16 protein-coding genes are annotated in these 20961 nt (G+C 68.7%); 8 read left to right on the top strand and 8 right to left on the bottom strand.

Going from position 1 to position 20961, the window contains the following annotated elements; all coding sequences use genetic code 11:
- Positions 1–201 precede the first annotated feature (201 nt).
- Positions 202–4071 (top strand): protein kinase domain-containing protein, encoded by a 3870-nt coding sequence (locus KEG38_RS34370; protein WP_272424460.1) that lies wholly within the window; start codon positions 202–204, stop codon positions 4069–4071.
- 124 nt (positions 4072–4195) lie between these two features.
- Here KEG38_RS34370 and KEG38_RS34365 read toward each other — a convergent pair whose 3' ends face one another.
- The gene (locus tag KEG38_RS34365; protein WP_272424458.1) at positions 4196–7090 is read right to left on the bottom strand and encodes a tetratricopeptide repeat protein; all 2895 of its coding nucleotides are present in this window, start codon (positions 7088–7090) and stop codon (positions 4196–4198) included.
- 124 nt (positions 7091–7214) lie between these two features.
- Here KEG38_RS34365 and KEG38_RS34360 point away from each other — a divergent pair, with 124 nt between their 5' ends.
- The 5 genes from KEG38_RS34360 to KEG38_RS34340 all read left to right on the top strand — a co-directional run bounded on the left by KEG38_RS34360 (position 7215) and on the right by KEG38_RS34340 (position 12097).
- The gene (locus tag KEG38_RS34360; protein ID WP_272424456.1) at positions 7215–8123 is read left to right on the top strand and encodes a sigma-70 family RNA polymerase sigma factor; all 909 of its coding nucleotides are present in this window, start codon (positions 7215–7217) and stop codon (positions 8121–8123) included.
- Between the two features lie 242 nt (positions 8124–8365).
- Positions 8366–8974, top strand: a complete 609-nt coding sequence (locus KEG38_RS34355) for a hypothetical protein (protein ID WP_272424454.1) — start codon at positions 8366–8368, stop codon at positions 8972–8974.
- The gene (locus tag KEG38_RS34350) at positions 8971–9345 is read left to right on the top strand and encodes an ADP-ribosylation/crystallin J1 (RefSeq protein ID WP_272424453.1); all 375 of its coding nucleotides are present in this window, start codon (positions 8971–8973) and stop codon (positions 9343–9345) included. Before KEG38_RS34355 ends, KEG38_RS34350 begins: the two co-directional genes overlap by 4 nt.
- Entirely contained in the window at positions 9342–10211 is an 870-nt protein-coding gene (locus tag KEG38_RS34345; protein WP_272424451.1) for a hypothetical protein, read from the top strand. Before KEG38_RS34350 ends, KEG38_RS34345 begins: the two co-directional genes overlap by 4 nt.
- Positions 10212–10399: 188 nt before the next feature.
- Positions 10400–12097, top strand: coding sequence for an alpha/beta fold hydrolase (locus KEG38_RS34340; protein ID WP_272424450.1), 1698 nt, complete (start codon positions 10400–10402; stop codon positions 12095–12097).
- An 8-nt stretch (positions 12098–12105) separates the two neighbouring features.
- Here the strand turns inward: KEG38_RS34340 and KEG38_RS34335 are convergent, their stop codons facing one another.
- The 5 genes from KEG38_RS34335 to KEG38_RS34315 all read right to left on the bottom strand — a co-directional run bounded on the left by KEG38_RS34335 (position 12106) and on the right by KEG38_RS34315 (position 17158).
- Entirely contained in the window at positions 12106–13476 is a 1371-nt protein-coding gene (locus KEG38_RS34335; RefSeq protein WP_272424448.1) for an ATP-binding protein, read from the bottom strand.
- Entirely contained in the window at positions 13473–14198 is a 726-nt protein-coding gene (locus tag KEG38_RS34330) for a response regulator (protein WP_272424447.1), read from the bottom strand. Before KEG38_RS34330 ends, KEG38_RS34335 begins: the two co-directional genes overlap by 4 nt.
- 93 nt (positions 14199–14291) lie before the next feature.
- A complete protein-coding gene (locus KEG38_RS34325) occupies positions 14292–15479 on the bottom strand; it encodes a cytochrome P450 (RefSeq protein ID WP_272424446.1) in 1188 nt (395 codons plus the stop codon).
- Between the two features lie 36 nt (positions 15480–15515).
- Positions 15516–16208 (bottom strand): TetR/AcrR family transcriptional regulator, encoded by a 693-nt coding sequence (locus KEG38_RS34320; protein WP_272424444.1) that lies wholly within the window; start codon positions 16206–16208, stop codon positions 15516–15518.
- 128 nt (positions 16209–16336) lie between these two features.
- Entirely contained in the window at positions 16337–17158 is an 822-nt protein-coding gene (locus KEG38_RS34315) for a type 1 glutamine amidotransferase domain-containing protein (RefSeq protein ID WP_272424442.1), read from the bottom strand.
- Between the two features lie 76 nt (positions 17159–17234).
- On the opposite strand from KEG38_RS34315, the gene KEG38_RS34310 reads away from it, so the two are divergent.
- Positions 17235–18164 carry a LysR family transcriptional regulator gene (locus tag KEG38_RS34310; RefSeq protein WP_272424441.1) on the top strand — a complete coding sequence of 310 codons (930 nt, stop codon included), beginning with the start codon at positions 17235–17237 and terminating at the stop codon, positions 18162–18164.
- 554 nt (positions 18165–18718) lie between these two features.
- The gene (locus KEG38_RS34305; RefSeq protein WP_272424439.1) at positions 18719–19288 is read left to right on the top strand and encodes a dihydrofolate reductase family protein; all 570 of its coding nucleotides are present in this window, start codon (positions 18719–18721) and stop codon (positions 19286–19288) included.
- Positions 19289–19475: 187 nt separating this feature from the next.
- On the opposite strand, the gene KEG38_RS34300 is transcribed toward KEG38_RS34305, so the two are convergent.
- Positions 19476–19820, bottom strand: coding sequence for a hypothetical protein (locus KEG38_RS34300; RefSeq protein ID WP_272424438.1), 345 nt, complete (start codon positions 19818–19820; stop codon positions 19476–19478).
- A 63-nt stretch (positions 19821–19883) separates the two neighbouring features.
- Positions 19884–20759 (bottom strand): hypothetical protein, encoded by an 876-nt coding sequence (locus KEG38_RS34295; protein WP_272424437.1) that lies wholly within the window; start codon positions 20757–20759, stop codon positions 19884–19886.
- Positions 20760–20961 lie beyond the last annotated feature (202 nt).

Genomic DNA, 20961 nt, shown 5'->3' with positions numbered 1-20961 from the left:
CCGGCGTCGCGCGCGCGGACCGGATCCCCCATGACCACGAGCCCCCGGCGTTGTCCCGCGTAGGGCGACCACCCGTGCGCGACGAGCATGTTGCGAGGTCCTCTCGCAGACCGTCGTCGAGATCGACTGAGCTCTGGCGCTCGGCGGCGCCTGGGGCGACCGAATCCAGGACACGACATTAAAGATCCACGGGGGTCGCCGATGCAGCAAGGCGAGCTGGTCGGGGGGCGGTTCGTGGTCGAGGCGCTGGTCGGCTCAGGGGGAATGGGCTCGGTCTTCCGGGCACGCGACCTGCAGGAGGGTGGACCGGCCGCGATCAAGGTCGTCCATGCCAGAGAGCCGCGCGCGATCGCACGATTCGACGTGGAGGCCCGGCTCCTCGCCGAGCTCGATCATCCGGGCATCGTCCGTTATCTCACGCACGGGTTCACCGCGGCGGGTGAGCCCTTCCTCGCCATGGAATGGCTCGACGGCGAAGACCTCGCCGCGCGGCTCTCCCGGGGAAGGCTCGGGATCGAGGAGAGCGTCGTGCTGGTCCTCTCGGTCGCCGAGGCGCTTTCGAAGGCGCACGCGCGCGGCGTGGTGCACCGCGATATCAAGCCGAGCAATCTCTTCCTCGTGGACGGCGCCCTCGATCGCGTCAAGGTGCTCGATTTCGGCATTGCGCGCCTTGGACCCATGTCGTCGCGGCTCACGGAGCCGGGCGTCATTCTCGGGACGCCTGGGTACATGGCCCCGGAGCAGGCGCGCGGCGCGGCGGAGGCCTCCGCGCGCGCCGATGTCTTCGCGCTCGGCGCCGTGCTGTTCGAGTGCCTGACCGGGCAGCCAGCATTCATGGGCCAGCACGCCATGGCCGTGCTCGCGAAGGTCCTGCTCGAGGACCCTCCGCCACTGCGTGCTCTGCGACGCGAGGTGCCGGTGATGCTCGAGGCGATCGTCACGTGCATGCTCGCCAAGGATCCGGCCGATCGGCTCGCCGACGCGGCGGAGGTCGCGGAGGCGCTCGCCTCCCTCGAGGCCGAGGAGGCATCGCCGTGGTGGGACGCCGCCGCGTCGCGCCTTCCGGCGTTGACGAGGGGCGAGCTGCGCCTGCTCAGCATCGTCGCCGTCGGCGTGAGCGGCGGAGGCGGAGGCGGCGCGCCGCGGGAAAGTACGCTCACGATGGAGCAGACCGGGTCGCGGCGAAAGGCACTGGAGGCCGTCGCGGCGCCGTTCGGCGTGCGTGTCGAGGGGCTCGCGGATGGCTCGGTGCTGGCGATCCTCATGGGCACCGGTAGCGCCGCGGACCAGGCGGCGCGTGCCGCGCGGTGCGCTCTGCGTTTCGCGGAGCACGAGCCGGAGGCGCCCATTGCGATCGCGACGGGGCTCAGTGAGCTCGAGGAGCGGATCCCGGTCGGTCAGGTGATCGATCGGGCAGCCGCGCTCTCGCGCGCTGCGCCCCCGCGTGTGGTGCTGCTCGACGAGGTGACGGCGGGGCTGCTCGATATCCGCTTCCAGGTGACCGTGGGACCGGCCGGGCTCACACTGCGCGGAGAGAGCGAGCTCGTCGAGGCGTCGCGCCCTCTGCTCGGGAAACCGAGCCCCTGCGTCGGCCGCGACCGGGAGCTCCGCGTGCTCCTCGATCTGCTCGACGAATCCGTGCGCGAGAGCGTCGCGCGCGTGGTGCTCGTGACGGGGCCGCCGGGCATCGGCAAATCGCGCTTGCGCCAGGAGTTTGTCCGCCAGGTACGCCGCCTGCGCCCCGGCGTCGACGTGTGGGTTGGTCGCGGCGACCCGATGAGCGTGGGCTCTGCGTTCGCCCTGGCGGGCTCTGCGATCCGGCACGCGGCGGCCGTGGTTGGGGGCGAGCCTGTCGACGAGCGACGCAGAAAGCTCGTCGATCGCGTCGCGCGTCACGTGGCCGAGGGCGACGTCCGTCGGGTGGCGGAGTTCCTCGGCGAGATGACGGGTACGCCGTTCCCCGACGCCGAGAGCGTGAAGCTACGGGTCGCGCGGCGGGAAGCGCGGATCATGGGCGAGCAGATCCGTGACGCCTGGGAGACATTTCTCGCCGCCGCATGCGGAGCCCAGCCGCTCCTGCTCGTCCTGGAGGATCTGCACTGGGGTGACCTCGCCTCGGTCAAGCTCGTCGACGCCGCGCTGCGGGAGCTCAAGGGCAGGCCGCTCCTCGTGGCGGCGTTTGGCCGGCCCGAGGTGCACGAGCGTTTCCCCCGGGTTTGGGCCGAGCGGGGGCTCTCCGAGCTCCGCCTCGGGGAGCTGACACCGCGGGCGGCCGAGGAGCTCGCCCGGCACGCCCTCGGGGATTCCGCCGGGCCGCAGACGCTCACGCGGGTCGTCGAGCGCTCCGCCGGCCATCCGTTTTTCCTCGAGGAGCTCATCCGTGCCGTGGCCGAGGGCCGCGGCGATGCATTGCCGGAGACCGTGCTCGCGATGGTCGAGGCGCGCCTGTCCGCCCTCCCGCCCGAGGCGCGCCGCGTCTTGCGCGCGGCCAGCGTCTTCGGGGAGGTTTTCTGGCGGGGCGGCGTGGAATCGCTCCTGGATCCTCTGGACGAGGCGTCCGGCGTCGATGAATGGCTCGCCCTGCTGGTCGAGCGCGAGGTCGTGCAGCGCAGCGCGACGAGCCGGTTTGCCGAGGAGGAGCAGTATTCGTTCCGGCATTCCCTGCTACGCGAGGGGGCCTATGCCACGCTGCGGGACGCCGATCGCGCCCTTGGGCACAAGCTCGCGGCGGAATGGTTGGAGCAAACCGGGGCGAGCGACGCGATGAGCCTTGTCGAGCATTTCGAGCGCGGCGGGGCGCCGGAGCGCGCAGTGAAATGGTACCTCGAAGGTTCCAGGCAAATGCTCCTTGGAAATGATTTGCCCGCGGCAATCGCCTTCGCCGAGCGCGGGCTTCGCAGCGGAGTGGCGGGGGAGCTGCGCGAGGAGCTCTTCGTCGTCCTCATGATGGCCCACGGATGGAGCGGGGACGGCGCTTCGCTCGATGCAGTCATCGATGAGCTTTTGCGCGAGATCAAGGTCGGGGGTACGACCTGGGCCTTGGCCATGACGGGCAAGCTGGTGGCTTCCGTGTTTCTCGGGATGCAGGAAGTGCCCCTCGACTTCGTCCAGGCCATCTGCACGGTGGAGCCAAGCCCGGAGAACGTGGGTCGAATCGTCGAGGCCCTCGGATACACCTATTCCGTCCTGATGATGTTCGGCATGCGTGACCTCGCCGAGGTCTGCGCGACGCGGATGGAGCACGTGGGAGGCAGGGCTCGGGAGCGCGATCCCACGGTCCGGGCCAGGCTCCAGAGGACGCAGACCAGTGCGCGCGCATTCGAGGGGAATCTCTGGGCGAGCTTGAAGGCGTCGCAAGAGGCACGGCTTTCCTTCGACGAGGCGGGCGACCGGCTCCAGGTCGACGACATGCGCGTATGGGGCGCGTCGTTGCTCCGCCATCTTGGGGGATACGCGCGTGCAGAAGAAGAGGTGCGCAGCGTGCTGCGCTCCCACGGCAATATGCTGGGCCCAGTCTCCGTCTGGGCAAACAACGTGCTCATCGAGGTGCTCGTGGCCCGCGGCGCGCTGGAAGAAGCGCGCGCAATGGCCTCCTCCTTCGTGGACCGGGAGCACGCGCGGGGCGCCCGGTTTTATGAGGGCTGGGCCCGCAGGGAGCTGTCCCACGTCCTCTGGCGCAGCGGGGCCTATCAAGAAGCCGAACGCGAGGCGCGAGAGGCCATCGAGCAACTGGCCGCGACCCCCAGTGAGCGCTCGGTCGCAATGGCGACGCTCGCATGCATCCTCCTCCAGCAAGGCCGTGCGGCCGAAGCGCGGAGCCTCACCGAAGAAGCGGTCGCGAAGCGCAAAGAGATCGGTACAACCGGCCTTTTTGAGACATTCGTGCAACTCACCCACGCCGAGGCCCTGCGCGCGACCGGGGACCTTGCCCGCGCGCGGACAGTGCTCTCGGAGGCCCGCGCGCGTCTGCTCGCACAGGCCGCGAAGATCGAGGATCCCGAGCTCCGGCGGAGCTTCCTCGAAAACGTCCCCGAAAACGCGCAGATCTTCGCCCTCGCCGACGCAGCGTGAGAAGGCTCCCGCGAGCCGTCCGCGCGGTCCCCCCACATGACCCGCCGCGCCAAAACGCCTGTGCGAGGCCCCCGGGCAGCTCCTGCAAAAGTCGTTCGTCGCGACGAACCGCCGAAGGCCGCGCTCACCGCGCGCGGGCGAGCGCGTTCTGGGCCCGCGCGAGCAGCTCGCGGTTCCCTGCGCGCTTCTCGAGCAGGGTCTCCGCGCGCTCGAGGTGCACGATGGCCTTTTTTCCCTCGTGCAGCAAAAGGAGCGCCTCGCCCATCCCCACGAGCGCGTCCGCGTTGTCGATGAAATCGGGCCCGTTCGCCTTCTCCCACAACTCGAGCGCCCGCGTGAAGCGCCCGAGCGCCTCTTTCGCCTGGCCCCGCTCGAGCAGCACCTGCCCGATGCTCAAAAGCGAGGCCCCCACCTGCTCGTGCTCCGCGCCGAACACCTCCTCTCGGATCGCAAGCGCCTCCCGCTGAAACGCGAGCGCCTCCTCGAGCTTCCCCATCTCCTTGTGCGTGTCCCCCATCCCGGCCGCGCAGTCCGCCACGAACGGCCGGGCCGAGTCGACAGCCTCGAAGATCACGCGCGCCCTCTTGAAGGCCAGGAGCGACTCCGCATATCGCCGGAGCTTTCGCTTCACGTCCCCGAGTGGTATCAGCACCGTCCCCACGTGGGGATGATCCGGCCCGCGCGCGGCCTCGATCACCACGAGCGCCTCTTCCAGCACGGGCAGCGCCTCGGCGTAACGGCCCTGCTGGAGCAGCCCTCTCCCCATCCGGTTCAGGCTCTCGCCATAGGCCGGGTGCCGCGTCCCGAAGAGCTTGCTCGACAGCTCGACCGACCGCCGCGTGAGCCGCGCCGACTCGGCGAAATCCCCCTGCACGGTGGCCGTCATCGCGACGAGGTCGAGCGACTGCACCACCTGCCTGTGCTCCGGCCCGTACACCTTCTCTCGCGTCGCGAGCGACAGCTCGTATTCACGTCTCGCGCCCGCGAAATCGCCCTTGTTGTAGAGCAGGCTCCCGCGGTTCGCCTGGAGCTGCGCGTCGAGCTCGGGATCCCCGCCCGCGCGCCGCAGCGCCGCCTCCGCGTGATACGCCCACTCGCCCGCGTCCTCGAAGCGGAAGAGCTGCGATCCCACCACGAACACGAGCTCGATCGCCGCCCGCGCCGCGATCCGATCGTGCCGCCCCGCCACCGCCGCCGCGAACGCCGTCCGTAGCGACTGCTCGGCCGCCTTGGGATCCACCGCCGAGAGCCGCACCGATCCCAGCATCTCCTGCGCCTCCGCCTCCGTCGGCAGATGCCCCAGCGTGCCCGCGCGCGTTGCCGCCTTCGACGCGATCGCGAGCGCCTCCGGGTACTGCCCGAGCTGCGAGCGCGCGCGTGCTTGCGCGAGCGCCTCCTCGATCTCGCGCGCCGCCGCCGCTTCCTCCTTCCCCTCGGGCGCGCGCACCGGCGTGCGAAGCGCTTCCACGTCCGCGCAGATGGACAAACCCGTCAAACCGGCTGTCGCCTCGACCGCCTTCGTCACCCCCTTCGCGTCGGCGGACGAAAGGACATCCGTCATCGCGCGGAGCTCCGCGAGCCGCCGATCCAGACAGAGCATCCGCAGCGAGAGCACCTCGTCCGATTGCTCTCCTCGCACCCGCGTCGCCTCGCAAGCCTCCGTGTGCATCGCGACCCAGCCGCGCCCGTACGCGTCGAGCGCTCGTGACGCTTCGACCCACGTGTCCTCGGCAAACGCGAGCCCCGTCGCGGCGAACCGATCGCGCAGCGCCTGCTTTTTCTCCTCGCTCCACGCCTCTGCGAGCTTCGCCGGCGCGCCCTGGCAAAGAGGTGCCGGTGGAGGGCGGAGCCGCGTCGCCCCGAAGACCCCGAGTCCCAAGACGAACGCCCCCGCCGCGACGAGCGCCCGCTTCCGCCACGCGCGCTCGGGATCCATCGTGAGCGCCGCGAGAAGCGCTTCCATCGAGGAAAACCGGTCCTCCGGCGACAGCCGGAGACCACGCTCGAGCGCCCGCAGCAGGAACGCCGGCGCATGAGGCGCGCGCGGCGGCAGCACGAGCTTCCCTTTCGGAGCCTCTTCGAGCACCGTCTCGCGCGTGTTCGCGGTAAAGGGACGCTGCCCGTAAAGCGCCTCGAACAGCGCGGCGCAGAAGCTCCACTGATCCGCGCGCGCGTCCACCGTCTCGCGCTCGAACTGCTCCGGCGCCATGTACGCGGGCGTCCCGAGTACCGCCCCCGTCTGCGTCAACGCCGCGCCGGCCCTGCGATTCACGCTTTCGCCTTCCGCTGCGAGCGCTCCCGGATCGCTTTCCTTCTCCGACGAACCCGCGCGCACGAGGCCGAAGTCCACGACGCGCACCCGCCCGTCTTCACTCACGAGCACGTTCGCGGGCTTGAAATCCCGGTGAACGAAGCCGGCCGCGTGCGCCGCCGCGAGCCCTCGCCCTGCCTTCGCGAATGTCTCCACCACCTCGCGCCACGGCCGCGCCCGCTGCGACAACCACGCCCCCAGCGTCACCCCGTCGATGAGCTCCATCGCGAGGAACACGCTCTCGCGAAACGTCCCCGCGTCGTGCACGGCGACCACGTTCGGGTGCGAGAGCCGCGCGAGCGCCTGCGCCTCCCGCATCATCCGCGACCGCAGATCCTGCGATCGCCCGGTGAGCTCGGGTCGCAAGAGCTTCAGCGCCACCTTCCGATCGAGCTCCGGATCGTACGCTGCGTACACCACCCCCATCCCGCCCGAGCCCAGCGTCCCGAGCACGATGTAGCGCCCCACGAGCGCCCCGCGCGTGAGCTCCTCCTGCGCCTCGCCGCCGTCGCCGAACGCCTCGTGATCGGCCGACGGTGTGTCTCCAAAAAGCTCTGGATCGACCCGCGAGATGCCTTTCGCAAGCTCGGAGAGGAGCCTCCTGCACGCGGGGCACGACGCGGCGTGCGCCTCCAAGCGACGGGCGGCCTCCGGCTCGAGGAGCCCTTCCACGAACGCGATCACCGTGTTTTCGTTGAGGCAGGACATCGGCGCGTGGAGCTCCGCGCGCGAAACTAGAGCACCGCGCGGACGCGATTGTCCAGTGCATGGCCCCTCGTCCTGCCCGCCGCCGTGCTACCCACGACCGCCCGTCTTGAGGCAGAGTGGCTCCGTGAACGACGCGCGCCGTCCCGCCGATCTCCTCTGGCATCACCTCGCGCCGCCCGCCCGCGAAAAACTCGGCTCCCCCGCGGCGATCGGGCCCCTCCTCGAAGAGCGCCTCCGCGCCGCGAAGGACGCGTGGCCCGCGGTCGATCTCCCCGACGCCGTCTTCGTCCCGCAGATCGCCGCCCGCCTGCAAACCGCGCCCGCTCCCGCCGACGCGCTCGCCTCCCTCCACATCTCCGATCTCTACCTCGCGTGCGCCTGCGCCGAGGGCCACCGCGCCGCCCTCGCCGCATTCGACGCCCGCTACATTGCCACCCTCGATCGCGCGCTCCAGCGCATCACCAGGGGAGGCGTCTCGCCCGACGACATCAAACAGATCTTGCGCCAAAAACTCCTGGTCGCCGAGCCCGGCCGCCCTCCGAAGATCGCCGATTACGCCGGCCGAGGTGACCTTCGCCGATGGGTGCACGCCGTCGCCGTCCGTTCCGGCATCGACGCCCTCCGCGCCGAGAAAGAGACCCCCACCGAGGAAGCCCTCCTCGACGCCATCGAGCTCGGCGGCGATCACCCCGAGCTCGCGCACCTCAAGGACACCTCGCGCGCCGAATTCAAGGCCGCTTTCCGCGACGCCTTGAATGCCCTGCCGGATCGCGAGCGCAGCTTGCTCCTCCAGTACCATATCGATGGAAACAGCCTGGAAGAGCTCGGCGCCCTCTACCACGTCGTCCCGTCCACCATCAGCCGCAGCCTCGCCAAGGCGCGCGCCACGCTCTTCGGTCGCGTCCGCGTCACCCTCATGCTGCGCATGCGCCTCACCGGCGAGGAGGTCGACAGCCTCGTACGCCTGCTCCAGAGCCAATTCGAGCTCTCCACCAACCTGCTCGAAAGCCGCCGGCAGAAACCGGGGGGATAAACCTTCCTCACCGATGTTTTCGACCCCACGATGTCACCTTGCAAACGGCCGCGATTCGTGAGATACGGCTCGCCATGGGTGTGACGGGAGCTCCGGCTGATCACGCAACCACGACCGCATATCGCATACCGCCGGAGGGCTCTCCCCGACCCGAGCCCGTGGGCACGTTCGTCGAACCTGCACCCGAGGATCGACGTTCCCTTGCTCGCCTGCAATCTCGCGAGCGCAGCCGTGTCGCGGGCATGGTCATCACGGCTGTGATTCTGCTGCGCTGGGGCATACCTCTCGCTTCGCGCATCTTCGAGGGGTATGGGGACCTGGCGAGCATTGTCTTCGGCGCCGGCAGCATTGCCCTGCTCGTCTACGCATTCTGGTCCTGGGCGAATCCACGCGTCGTGGTGCCATCGGTCGTCCGCATCGACAACCACGACGACGAGGGGCTTTCGGTGACGCTCGATCATGCCTTTTCCCTTCGGGTCGTGCTGAATCCAAGAAACACGCTCGCCCTCGACCCGCTCCTCGTGCGGTTCGTCGCGGAAGAAGCTGGCCGAAGGAAAGAACCGCTCTTCTCCGCCGAATACGTTCTCGATCACGGACGGTCCGTGGGGGCAGGGGAAACCGTCCGGTACGACGCCTCGATCGAGCTGCCCGGCGAAGCCCCGTGCACGTCCCATAAACGCGGCATCGCGTGGCGCCTCGAGGTCTCGGTCGGCGCGCCTCCAGGCTTCACCCGCGCGTATCCTCTCCACGTCCGCCCCGCGGTACGCAGCGCTCGTGCTCCGGGAAAGAAAGTCCGGCAGCGACGCCCCAAGGTTGCCACCTCGAACGAGAGGTGTATCGTGGCTCCGTGACTGCCGCCTCCACGACCCTCTACCGCCCCGTCGGCCAGGCCGAGCTCGACCTGATTGCGGCCACCGGCTATCGCCGCTTCCCGCCGCGCCTGCCGGATCAGCCCATCTTCTACCCCGTCTGCAACGAGACGTATGCCGCGCAGATCGCGAGCCGATGGAATACGGCGCAGGGCGCGGTCGGATACGTGACCCGGTTCGAGGTCCGGTCGGATTTCCTCGCGAAGTATGACGTCCAGGTGGTCGGATCGAAGATCCACGCCGAATACTGGATTCCCGCCGAGGAGCTCGAGGCCTTCAACGACGCCATCGTCGGGACGATCGAGGTCATCAGCGAGCACCGCGCCGAAGGGCAGGGGAAGGGAGAACCTTGAGTCTCGAACGGCTCGCGGACACGGGGCTACCGTTCAATCGCAAGGAGCGGTATTTCACGGGCACCGTCTTGCCCATGCTCGTCTGCGCGCACGATTTCGCGCACTTCGGGCGGCTCACCACGCTCGCGGGGCTGGGCCCCGTGGAGGTCGACGCGAGCCCCGGCGGGGCGAACGTGCAGTTTTTCACGGAGTATGGCTTTGCGGAGTCGCTGTTCGGCGAAGAGGCCGAACGCCGATTCCCCGAGGCACCAACGAGCCGCGATACCCCCGACGTCCTGGTCTACGTGGACGGACCTCGCCGCGTGCTGCTCGCCATCGAGGCGAAGATGTACGACAAACCAACGGCTGCGGAGCTCGAAGAACAGCTCCGAGCACAGGCGGGGATCGTGGCGTATCTCCGGGACAAACTCGGGGTCGCGCAGGAGAACGTCGCCCACGTGGCGCTGCTCCCCGCGGGGCTCGCGCGGAGGGTGGGGGACCTGTCGGTCCGTACCATCACGTGGGAGGACGTGCTCTCTGCTTACGCCGACGTGGGGCCGCCCTATTTCGTCGAAATGCTCCGCGTGGGGCTCGCGCGGTACGACGCGCTTCTGGCCAGGCGCGACGTGGCGTTCGGCGCGAATGCCGAGACGAAGCTTTCGGGGGAGGAGATCGTCCGGCAATTCCAGGCAGGGATGCTGACGTTCACGCGGATGGGGCGACGGGGCGGTCTTGCAGGTCCGGAGCTCCGGGAGGACATCACGTCGGGCGCGTGGCGGACGTTCCGGTACGAATGTAGCTCGAAGGTCGTCGACAATCGAAATTGGTTTGGCGTGGCCGATTTCGTGACCAGGGTCCGCGCGGCGTCGACGGGCGAAGAGGGGTGATGGCTCCCTCCCTCAGCCGCCGCTGGGAGCAGGGCTAGGTGGCTCCGTAAGAGCCTCGGCGATCCGCTGGTAAGAAGCATCACCGCAGCGTTACGAACGCTTACAAGGTTACGACAAAGTCGCGACGGACATGCTGAGGCTGACGCGGCACGGTGGTCCCCGGGGGGCCATCGAGGAGTGGAGCCATAATGAAACGCATGTCTTGGACGACCTTGGGAATCGCCGGCGCTGCAATCGCTATCCTTGCCGGCTGCGGGAGCGACGACGGAGCGGCGAGCGACACGGGAGGTGCTGCGGGAGGCGGCGGGAGCGGCACGCCGACGGCCATTGCCTGGAGCCCGTGCCCCATCCTCACCGATGGGGCAGGGAAGGAGGCCGAGTGCGCCACGGTCGACGTCCCGCTCGACTGGGATCACCCCGAGGGCACGCAAATACAAGTCTTCGTGAAGCGCATTCCCGGGACCGGGACCGAACGCCGGCAGGTCTGGCTTTTGACGGGCGGGCCGGGTGGCTCCGGCGCCGGGCTCGAGGAGGCGCTCGCGGTGCCGCTCCAGGCGCTCTCGCCGTCGAGCGACATCTATCTCGTCGATCATCGGGGCGTGGGGCGCTCGTCTCGGCTCGGATGCCCCGACCAGGAAGTGCCCGGCATGGACGGCATTGATCCGAACGAGTGGGCCGCGTGCCTCGCGCACCTCGACGCGACCCTCGGGCCGGACCTCGGCCATTTCAACACGACGAACGCCGCGCGCGACGTCGGCGCCCTCATCGAGCGGACCCGCGCTCCCGGACAGGAGGCGCACGTCTACGGCGTCTCGTACGGCACGTACTGGGCGCAGCGGTACCTCCAGCTCTTCCCGGACCAACCGACCTCCGTGACGCTCGACGGCCTTTGCCAGGCGGGTCTCTGCTCGCTCACGACATTCGATCGCTGGGTCGATCACGTCGGCCGGAAGTTCATGGGGGCGTGCGGCGCAGACGCGTTCTGCGGCGACAAACTCGGGGCGGATCCGCTCGCCGCCATGGGCGCGTTCCTCGACGGCATCGACGAAAAGAAGTGCGAGGGAATCACGAACCTCGGCGTCACGCGGGGCCTCGCGAAGCAACTCTTCGCGGCCCTCGTCGCGACGCTGGAAACGCGCGCGCTCGTCCCCGCGCTCGTCTACCGAGGCAATCGGTGCGCGCCGTCGGACGTCGCTGCGTTCGAGCACCTCATCGGCTTCTTGACGGCGCCGCCTGCCTCGTCCGCGGCAAACCCGGACGCGTACCTGTACTCGCAGGTGCTCTCGTTCAACGTCGCCATTTCGGAGATGATGGAGCTCGATCCGCTCCCGCTCGCCGAAGCCCAGTCGATCCAGGATCAGGCGTTCTTCTGGACGGGCGACGTCGCCACCGAATACGCCCTCTTCGACGCGTGGCCGCGTTATGCCCGCGACGCGTACGTCGGCAAATACGCGCCGACCACCGTCCCGATGCTCATGATGAACGGTACGCTCGATCCGCAGACGCCCATCGAATTCGCGGACGAGATCGCGCCGAACTACACCCAGCCCCATCAAACCTTCGTCGCGTTCCCCGACGCACCCCACGCGCTCGTCATGCGGACGCCGACGATGGATCCGCCGCATACGCCGTGCGCGCTCTCGATGTTCGCAAGCTTCGTGGCGGATCCAGAGGCGCCCGTGGATGCGGCCTGCATCGCGGAGCTCATGCCTCTCGACTTCCACGGCGATCCGGCGATGGCCGGGGCCCTGCTCGGCGCGGCGGATCTGTGGGAGGACGGCGGCAAGGCGCAAGCGCCGGAGACCGGGGCGCGCGCGGACCGCGCATTCGACGAGGTCCGGCGCGCATTCCAGCGGGCCCGCCAGGGAGCCCCGTTCCCGCGCTGACGGCGAATTCAACGTTCGACGGGCGTCTCGGCGGGCCCCGGCCACGAGAGGATCAGCCGCGCGCCGCCGAGATCGCTGCTCTCGGCGCTCGCGCATCCGGCGTGGGCTTGCATCACGCGGTGCACGATCGCGAGCCCGAGGCCGTGCCCGCCCGTCGATCGACTGCGGCTCGCGTCGAGCCGCTCGAACGGCAAGAAGATACGCGCGCGCTGCTCGGGGGGAATGCCCGGGCCGTCGTCGTCCACCATGACCACCGATCGCGCTCCGGCTGAAATTCGAACGACAATCCGGGCGCGCGCGTGGCGCTGGGCATTCCGCACGAGGTTGCTCACCGCCCGCCGGAGGTGCCGGGGATCTCCGATACCCACGGCGGGCGCGGGCGCGTCGATTTCGATGGAAAGGTCCGGGGAGAGCGGCGCGAGCTCCTGCACGACGCCTTCCACCAGGTCGACGAGGTCGAGCGTGACCGCCTCGAGAGGCGGCGCCCCGGGCTGGAGGCGCGCGTAGGCGAGTAGCTCTTCGACGAGCGCCTCCATCTCACCCACGTCCTTCACCATCGCGTCGAGGTGGGCGCGCGCGTCCGGCGCCTCGATGGCGGCCGTGCTCGCTTCGAGGGCGAAATGCAAACGCGCGATGGGCGTGCGCAGCTCGTGCGAAATCGCCTGCAGCGTCGCCTGTTGCTCGTCGGCTGAACGCTGGAGCCGCTCGGCCATGGCATTGAAGCAGCGCGCGAGGTGCGCGACCGGCTCGGGCGCGGAAGTATTTACGCGCGCGTCGAGCCGACCTTCGCCGAAGGTGCTCGCCGCGTCCGCGAGCCGTGTCACGTGCCGCGCGATCGGGCGCGTGAGCGCGAGAATGGCCACGCCGAGCAGCAAAAGCAGCACCACGAGGTCGCGCCCGAAGAGCTCGATCAGCACCTCGACGGGGGGGCCGAGATCGAGATCCTGCACGAGGACGCGACCCGACCCTTCAAGGGGCAGATAAAGCAGGAGATGCTCGCTCGCGGGTCCTCGGGCCCGGACCCAGGCCGCTGGCTCGCCGGCCTCGAGGCGGCGGCGCGTGAAAGCGGGCATCTCGGAGTCGAGCACCTCCGGCGCGGGCCTGAGCTTGATGGGGTAGTGGAAATGGGGCTGCCAGCGCGCGACGACGGAATCCCACTGCTCGACCGGGTGGGCGCGGAGCGCCTCCTGCATGAGCCAGTGGTTGCCGTCCGTGAGCTCGACGTAATGCTCGGCGATCCGCGCCGCCTGGGCCTCGAGCTCCGCAGGCGAGGCGGTGCTCGGGTGGGTGCGCCTCGCGGCCGAGCCTGCGACGAGCACCGCGGCCAGCGCGAGGGCCACGACGATACCGGCGTAAAACCGCAGAAAAAGGTTGTTCATCGCTCCCTCGCGAAGAGGTAGCCGCGGCCACGCACGGTGCGGATGAGCCGATGCGGCGGCTCGTCGTCGCCGAGCTTTTTGCGGAGCTTGCAGATGCGCATGTCGATGGATCGGTCGAGCCCATCGAACGTGATGCCCCGGAGCTCGGCGACGAGCTCGTCACGCGACAGCACCGCCGGGGCGCGCGAGGCGAGCAGCCAGAGGAGCTCGAACTCCGCGTCGGTGAGCAAGATGGGCGCGCCGCTCCGCGTGACGGCCCGGCGCTCGGCATCGATCTCGAGGTCACCCGAGGTGATCCGCGCGCGAGGCTCGTCCGAGGGCGCCGAGGGGGCTCGCGCTCCGCGGCGCAGGAGGGCGCGCAGCCGCGCGAGCAGCACCTGCGGACGCACGGGCTTCGCGAGGTAGTCGTCGGCCCCGGTATCGAGCGCGACGACCTCGTGAATGTCCTCGTCCTGCGCGGTGAGCACGAGGATGAACCCGGGATAACCGGCGCGCACCGCACGACAAACCTCGAGCCCGCCCGTGCCGGGGAGCAACATGTCGAGAATCACGCAATCGGGCGGATCGCCGAGGATGCTCGATATCGCCTCAAGGCCGTCGGCGACGCTCCCGACACGAAAGCCCTGACCCACGAGGAATGTCTGGATCAGCCCGGCGAGCCGCTCGTCATCCTCGACCAAGAGGATACGCGGCTGCCACTCGACGTCTCGATCTCGTTTCATGCGCAGAGCTTCCAGCCATACGGGCCTCGCTGCGCGCTCGGCGCACGAAACCGCCGCGCCGGAACGGCGGTTCGTGGAGATCGCCGGGGAATTTCAGCGGACCAAGAGCGGCAGCTTGCGCACGCCGGTCATGTTCGGGCTGGGGATGAACGCCGGCGGCGCCTCGGGATCCATGCGCAGGCGTGGGAAACGATCGAACAGGATGTTGAGCGCGACCCGCCCTTCCAGCCGAGCCAGGGGCGCGCCGAGGCAGAAATGGATGCCTCGTCCGAAGGCCACGTGCGGGTTCGGGTCACGGGACGCGTCGAACACGTTCGGATTCGTGAACTGCCTTGGATCTCGGTTGGCCGCCGCGATCCACACCATGAGGAGCTTGTCCGCGGGGATCGTCTTTCCGCCGAGCTCGACCGCGCTCGTCGTGGACCGGGCGACGGCCGCGAACGGGCTGAAGAAGCGCAGCGATTCCTCGATGGCACCGGGCACCAACGACCGGTCCGCGCGCACCTTCGCCCCTTCCTCCGGGTGCGCGTCCAGACACAGCACCGTGTTGCCGAGCAACATGGTCGTGGTGATGTGCCCCGCGACCAAAAGGATGTTCGCGAAATTGGCGACCTCGGTCTCGGTGAGGCGGTCGCCGTCCACTTCGGCCTCGACGAGCTTGGTGAGCAGGTCCTCGCGTGGCTTCTGCCTGCGTTCGGCGGCGTGTTTCCCGAGGTAGTCGAGCAGGAGCTGGCTCTGCTCGAGCGCCACCTTTACCTGGCGCTCCTGCTCCTCGGAGCGATTGACGAGGGAGAACTGCGTGGAGCTCTCCAGCATCTTGTCGACCCATTGCTTGAACATGTCACGGTCGCTGCTGGGCACCCCCAAAAGCTCGGCGATGACGATGACCGGAAGCGGGTACGCGAGATCGGCTACGAGCTCCAGCCGATCCTGCCCGTCCACCGCGTCGAGTAGCTCGTGGGTCAGACGCGCGATTCGCGGCTCGAGATCCGCGACGACCTTCGGCGTGAAGGCGTGACTGACGAGACTCCGGAGCTTCTTGTGCTCCGGTGGGTCCATCTGCACCAGGTTCCCCTCGACGGATCGCCTGATCTCCGGGACCAGACGCATGGTGTTGGACGAGAACACGCCGGGATCGCCGAGGATCCGCAGCGTCTCCGCATATCCGTAGACGTTCCACATCCCGAGCTCGGGAGCGAATCGGACGGGTTCGTCCGGGACTTGTCCGCGTAGCCAGAACTGCGCTTTGTGAATGCCCCAGGTGTCGGCCAGGTTCGTCATTGCGGTTCCCCTTTCCGCGCGCTTCCGGGTCCGGGATCAGCCGGGCTCGGCGGCGTAGATCCATTTGCGATAGCAGGCGATGAGATCTTCGAAAACTGCGCAGAGCTCGGCGGCGGCTGCCGCCATCGCCTCCTTCCGTGGCTCGCCGGCAGGCTCGAAGGCATGCCGGATGGTGTGGGCCAGGGCGTCGGCCCTGGCTGAGAGGTCGAGGCTTTCAAGCCCGAGGTCGACGGTGCCGAGCAGGTAGAACCCGGCCGACGCGGCCCGCATCGCATAGACGATGTTCGGGATATCCGCGCGGAGCAGGCCGTGGCGGGTCATCATCTCGAGGGACCGGTCGGCCGCGAGCAGCTCCTTTTGCCCGACCGGGCCCTCCCTCAGCTTGCCGAGCAATTCGACGTTTCCGATCGCCAGCGCCATCGTGAGCGGCCTCTGATGGACGGCCAGAAACTTGCTCCGCGCGAAGCGGTGGGGCCTGATTTCGGCAGGATCCTTGCGCAATCCGTCCAGCAGCTCCTCGACGAGAAGGATGGATTCACGCCGGAGCAGCGCCTGGAAGAGCTGCTCCTTGGAGCGCCAGTGCAGGTACACCGTGCCCTTGCCGATGTCCGCCTGCTTGGAGATGTCCTCGATGGTCACCTTCCGGTAGCCCATGCGCAAGAGCAGCGTGCCCGCGGCGTCGAGGATCCGGTCGGCGCGGCTTTGGGCCTGTTGCGGGCGTTGGGACACGGGCGGGCGCTCCTTGCTGACCTGTTGACCAGATTTGAGAAGCTGGTCAACAGGTCACGCGAAGGTAGCAGCCTACGCATCGGTGGCAAGGGGGAAACGGATGGGGGTCGCGCCGGGAGCGGTGGCCGTCAGCGCAAGAGGCGCACCGTCGCTTCTGCGACGCCAGCCGCCGACGCCGGGTTCTGCCCCGTGACGAGTCGCTCGCTCACGACCACCTGCTTTTGCCAGTTCGGCGCCGGCACGAATCGCGCCCCGCGCTCCACGAGTTTGTCCTCCAGCAGGAACGGCACCACCTTCTCGAGCTTGACCGCGCGCTCCTCCTCGTTCGTGAATGCGCTGATCTGCTTGCCTGCCACGAGGTATTCGCCCGTCGAGAGCCGGACGTTCACCAGCGCGGCCGGGCCGTGACAAACCGCGGCCACGACGCCGCCTCGCTCGTAGATCTTCGCCGCGACACTCGCGAAGGCGACGTTGTCCGGGAAATCCCACATCGTACCGTGACCACCCGCAAAAAGAATCGCGTCGTATGCCGCGGGATCGACCTTCTCCGCAGGCGTGCTCGCGTGGAGCCGTGCGACGATCTCCGCGTCGTCGAGGAACGCCGCCTGCACCGGATCCTTGCGGTCCACGCCGTCGAGCGGCACCTGGCCTCCCTTGACCGAGGCGAAATCAATCGCGAACCCCGCCTCTTTGAAGACGGCATACGGGTGCGCGACCTCGGGCAGGTAAGCGCCGGTGCTCTCGCCCGTATCGCCTTTCTTGTCGTGGCTGGTCGTCGCAATGAGGACACGCTTGGTCATGGATTTTTCCTCCCTCTTGGATGTCGAGACGTCTGAAGGATGGGGCGACGGGGCGCCGCCACAAGCGACGAGCCCCGCCGCGGCGAGCAGCGTGAGCAGCACGACGCGACGCCCACCCGCCGTGTCGGAGCCGGAAGTTCGGTTCGTCATGGCCTGGAGGTTAGCGGCGGATGCGGCTGCCCGGTAGAGGACGGCTTGTGAAAGCATTTGTGCTACCGTGTTTCAAATGATCGCCCCCGCGCTCGCCGGCAGCTTGCCCAGCATCGAGGCGTTTTGTCGTACGTACGAGGCCGGGAGCTTCACCGCCGCGGCCCGCGCCCTCTCCGTCACCCCGCAAGCCACGAGCCGCAGCGTCGCCCGCCTCGAACACGCCCTCGGCGTCACTCTCTTTCGCCGCACCACGCGGAGCCTCGCCCCGACCGAGCACGGCCGCCGTTATTATGCGTTGTGCGTGCAAGCCCTCTCCCTGCTCGCGGCCGGCGAGCGGGACCTCGCGAGCGGACGCGCGCTCGTCGAGGGGCGCGTGCGTATCAGCGCACCCACGACGTACGGGCATCATCGCCTCCTGCCGATCCTCGGGGTCTTTCGCGACCGATATCCCGGCGTCCGCGTCGAGGTCAACGTCACGAACCGCAACGTCGACTTCGTGCGCGACGGCCACGACCTCGCCATTCGAATGGGCACCATCCAGGACAAGACGCTCGTCGCGCGCAAGCTCGGCGATTTTCCGCTCGGCGTTTATGCGAGCCCGTCGTACCTCTCGCGGCACGGCGCGCCGCGCTCGCCCGAAGACTTGTCCGAACACGCCTGCGTCGCATTCTTGATGCCGAGCTCGGGCCGGGTCTTACCGTGGACCTTCCACCCTGCGCCGCGCAACTTCGTCCCGGATGCGCCGTACACGTGCTCGGACGACGCGCTCGGCGTGATCGGGCTCTCGCGTGCGGGCGTTGGCCTCGTGCAGATGTACGATTTCCTGGTGGAAGAAGACGTGGCGCGCGGGAGCCTGGTCGAGGTCCTCACGCCTTTCCGCGGGGCGAGTCGGCCCTTTTCGTTGATTCATCCGAGAGGGACCGTTCTACCCCCAGCCGCGCGCGTGCTGAAAGAGTTCGTCCTGTCCGACGCGCGGGAGCGGCAAGCGCCACACGTGGCTCGTTAGCGCTGGACCCGGGGTCGATGAACTGCGCAACGCGCAGTTCATCGAACAGGCCGAGTTAAGACCGGCGACGACCCTGCCTGCCAAGACCGCGGCGCTGACGGTTCAACGGGCCACGCGCCCGTCGCCAGAGTGCAATGCTCCTTCGCGGTCTTGCCACCGACCTGTGGGAAGAACTGCGCATCGCGCAGTTCTTCCCCAAATGGTCCAGGGCTGGCCCTGGTTCGGGTCGAGGGGCGAACAGCCCCCGCGGGGCCCGGGGCAGCGCCCCGGCGCGGCGGTTTGCGATGAGACCAATGCTCAGATGGCTGCGGGGGCGGGGGCGATGCGGCGCCCCGGTGCCAGAGCTGCGGTCGAGAGACCTCCGCTACTCTGCACATCCACGCACTCGGCTCGGGCACGACGCGCACGAGCTGCGCCACGTGGAGCCGCCCCGCAACTGGCCCGTGCGCTATGCTTGCTCGGTGGGTGGCGTCCTGCTACGCCGATCCCTGCGCCAGCGCGAAGCACACGATCCGCGCGCGTCGACGCCCAATACCAGCGAACAACGGACCCGCATGCGAAAGCTGATCTACTACATCGCCACCACCCTCGACGGCTTCATCGCTGGCCCGGACGGGCAGTCCGACTTCTTCCCCATCGATCCGGATCTGATGGCGGCAATGAACGCCGAACAGCCGGAGACCGTACCGACGCGGCTCCGCGCGGCGGCCGGTCTGACCGACGCGGAAAACCTGCGTTTCGACACGACCCTGATGGGGCGCGGCACCTACGAGCTCGCTCTCAAGGAGGGTATCACCAGTCCGTACGCGCATCTGCAACAGTACGTCTTCTCGCGTACCCTGACAACCACGGATCCGCACGTGGAGATCGTCTCCGGCGACCCGGTCGCCTTCATCCGCCAACTTAAACAGCAGCCGGGAATGGACATTTGGCTGTGCGGCGGTGGTCAGCTGGCCGGCCACCTACGGCGTGAAATCGACGAGCTGATGATCAAGCGCTACCCAGTCGTCATCGGCGCCGGAATTCCGGTATTCGCCGGGCAGTTCGACCCCGTGGGTTTCACCCTGATAGGCACCCGGACGTTCCCGTCGGGCGCTACCGTCACGACCTACATGAGGACGTGAACGACCTCGGGTGCCGCGTCGGGAACGCTCCCCCTCGGCATAACGCCGCGCCAACTCCGGATCGCAGCTCTTCCCCGAGGCCGGCGGCGCCAGATCGCCTGGAGCCGGAGCGCAGGCCTGATCGAGGCCGCGGGGAGCTCCCAAGGCCATCTCCCACATTTTCCAAGCAGCGGCGTGAGGCGACATTTCAGGGGGCCGGCAGCAGGTCCCCGAACCGCGCGTCTCCCTCGAGCGACCAAGGGATCGATTTGCGGGTCGCCTCGGCCACGGGGCCATGATAACGATGTCCCACGTCGGCGGTTTTTACGATACGCGTCGGAATCTTTGCCTCTCGCAGCCGCGCTGCCGCCCAGCGGGCGTCCCTCTCGCAGAAGCTTTGAGAGCAAATGAAGAGCACACGATTGCCGCCGCCCTTGGCGAAAGCCTGCGCAACCTCGGGCTTCCACGCGTCATGGCCGCCTTCGATGAGCACGAGCCGCGGAAAATCCGCAGGGCGGCGAGGGTGCTCTGGACGCCGCGCGCGAACGCCCACGTCATGCTCCTGGCTATGGTGAGGGGACGTGTCTCGCGTGGGGATCGCTTGGACGGTGGCGGCTCATGAAGTTCCTTGGGCCGGAATCACGACGATCATGCTGCGATGGGAAGCTTCGAGCGAAGGTGGCTCGTGCAGTCGGACATCGAGCTCCTTCAGCGCACGCGCAGAGGCCGTCGGGAGATCGACGCGTCCGAAGTGACGAACCCACCAGCTCGCGTCTGCGAGCTCCTTCGCGCATTGCTGCGAAAGCTCGCGGATTGTCGCGTCGTCGGTTCGGGTCGTCGCTGTGGTCAACGACGCCAGGCGAGTACGCACGGAGAGGTCGGTCGCGAGCGCGCCCAGCATCAGGTGACAGAGCGCGCCGTGGAACGTCGCGAGCCTGTTCGCCGGCGCCAGCGCATGGCTCTCATCGAAGTCCCGCGAAGCGCGGAGTCGATCCTTCGAGACCGACCTCCCGATCAGGGGTTCGGCTGGCAAGACCGCGGCATCGAGGAGCGCGTCGAGGGCACCGATGCCCGCGACGACATCGCCGGCGCTCGAGAAGAGCTGCACGACCGGTGAGCGGGGCATCTGCACGTCGACCTCAGCGCCGGGATGGATCGCGGGGGGACCGCGGAGCGTGCTGAGCAAGAGGGCGAGCCCGCGGTGGTACAAGATGCCGGCGCGCCGCTCGGCGGATGCGGTGCACGTCAGCGCGACATCGAAGTGAGGGATGGCCTCCCTGGCCGCGCCAGCGGCACACAGCACGATGCCGTCGAACTGAAAGAGCGCCGCGACTTGCTCTGCGGCTGTCGCCGAGAACGCACCGAGGTCGATCTCGGCGTCGGATCGCGTCACCGCCCGTAGCGCGCGGCCGGGCTCGCGGCCCGCGGCGATCCGCTCGCGAACGCGCTCGAACGCGGCGCGGATGTTGGCTTCGTGGAGCATCCGACTCATCGAGTGCCTTTGTACCTTGCCATGAATGCTCCTTGCCCCGCGCGCGGCGAGAGATCGGGCACGGCGCGGTCGGCGTCAAGCACCTCCTCGCGTGCTCTTGCGGCGAGCATCGAGCGCCAGGAGCTCCCCGCCGACGAGCACGTCGATCCGCTCATCGTCCGCCTCGCGCTCGATGGGTTTGCCCTGACACACGGCAGGAGCC

The sequence above is a fragment of the Polyangium jinanense genome, assembly GCF_028435265.1.
GTDB lineage: Bacteria > Myxococcota_A > Polyangia > Polyangiales > Polyangiaceae > Polyangium > Polyangium jinanense.
The sequence above is the reverse complement of the archived record's forward strand: the minus strand, read 5'-3'. Positions and strand labels throughout refer to the sequence as shown.

Bases quoted from the DNA above. Each gene is read 5' to 3' on its own strand.
- KEG38_RS34340 (WP_272424450.1), top strand. From the start codon at position 10,400: ATGAAACGCATGTCTTGGACGACCTTGGGAATCGCCGGCGCTGCAATC.
- KEG38_RS34295 (WP_272424437.1), bottom strand. From the start codon at position 20,759: ATGAGTCGGATGCTCCACGAAGCCAACATCCGCGCCGCGTTCGAGCGC.
- KEG38_RS34305 (WP_272424439.1), top strand. From the start codon at position 18,719: ATGCGAAAGCTGATCTACTACATCGCCACCACCCTCGACGGCTTCATC.
- KEG38_RS34335 (WP_272424448.1), bottom strand. From the start codon at position 13,476: ATGAACAACCTTTTTCTGCGGTTTTACGCCGGTATCGTCGTGGCCCTC.
- KEG38_RS34370 (WP_272424460.1), top strand. From the start codon at position 202: ATGCAGCAAGGCGAGCTGGTCGGGGGGCGGTTCGTGGTCGAGGCGCTG.
- KEG38_RS34325 (WP_272424446.1), bottom strand. From the start codon at position 15,479: ATGACGAACCTGGCCGACACCTGGGGCATTCACAAAGCGCAGTTCTGG.
- KEG38_RS34310 (WP_272424441.1), top strand. From the start codon at position 17,235: ATGATCGCCCCCGCGCTCGCCGGCAGCTTGCCCAGCATCGAGGCGTTT.
- KEG38_RS34330 (WP_272424447.1), bottom strand. From the start codon at position 14,198: ATGAAACGAGATCGAGACGTCGAGTGGCAGCCGCGTATCCTCTTGGTC.
- KEG38_RS34315 (WP_272424442.1), bottom strand. From the start codon at position 17,158: ATGACGAACCGAACTTCCGGCTCCGACACGGCGGGTGGGCGTCGCGTC.
- KEG38_RS34355 (WP_272424454.1), top strand. From the start codon at position 8,366: ATGGTCATCACGGCTGTGATTCTGCTGCGCTGGGGCATACCTCTCGCT.
- KEG38_RS34365 (WP_272424458.1), bottom strand. From the start codon at position 7,090: ATGTCCTGCCTCAACGAAAACACGGTGATCGCGTTCGTGGAAGGGCTC.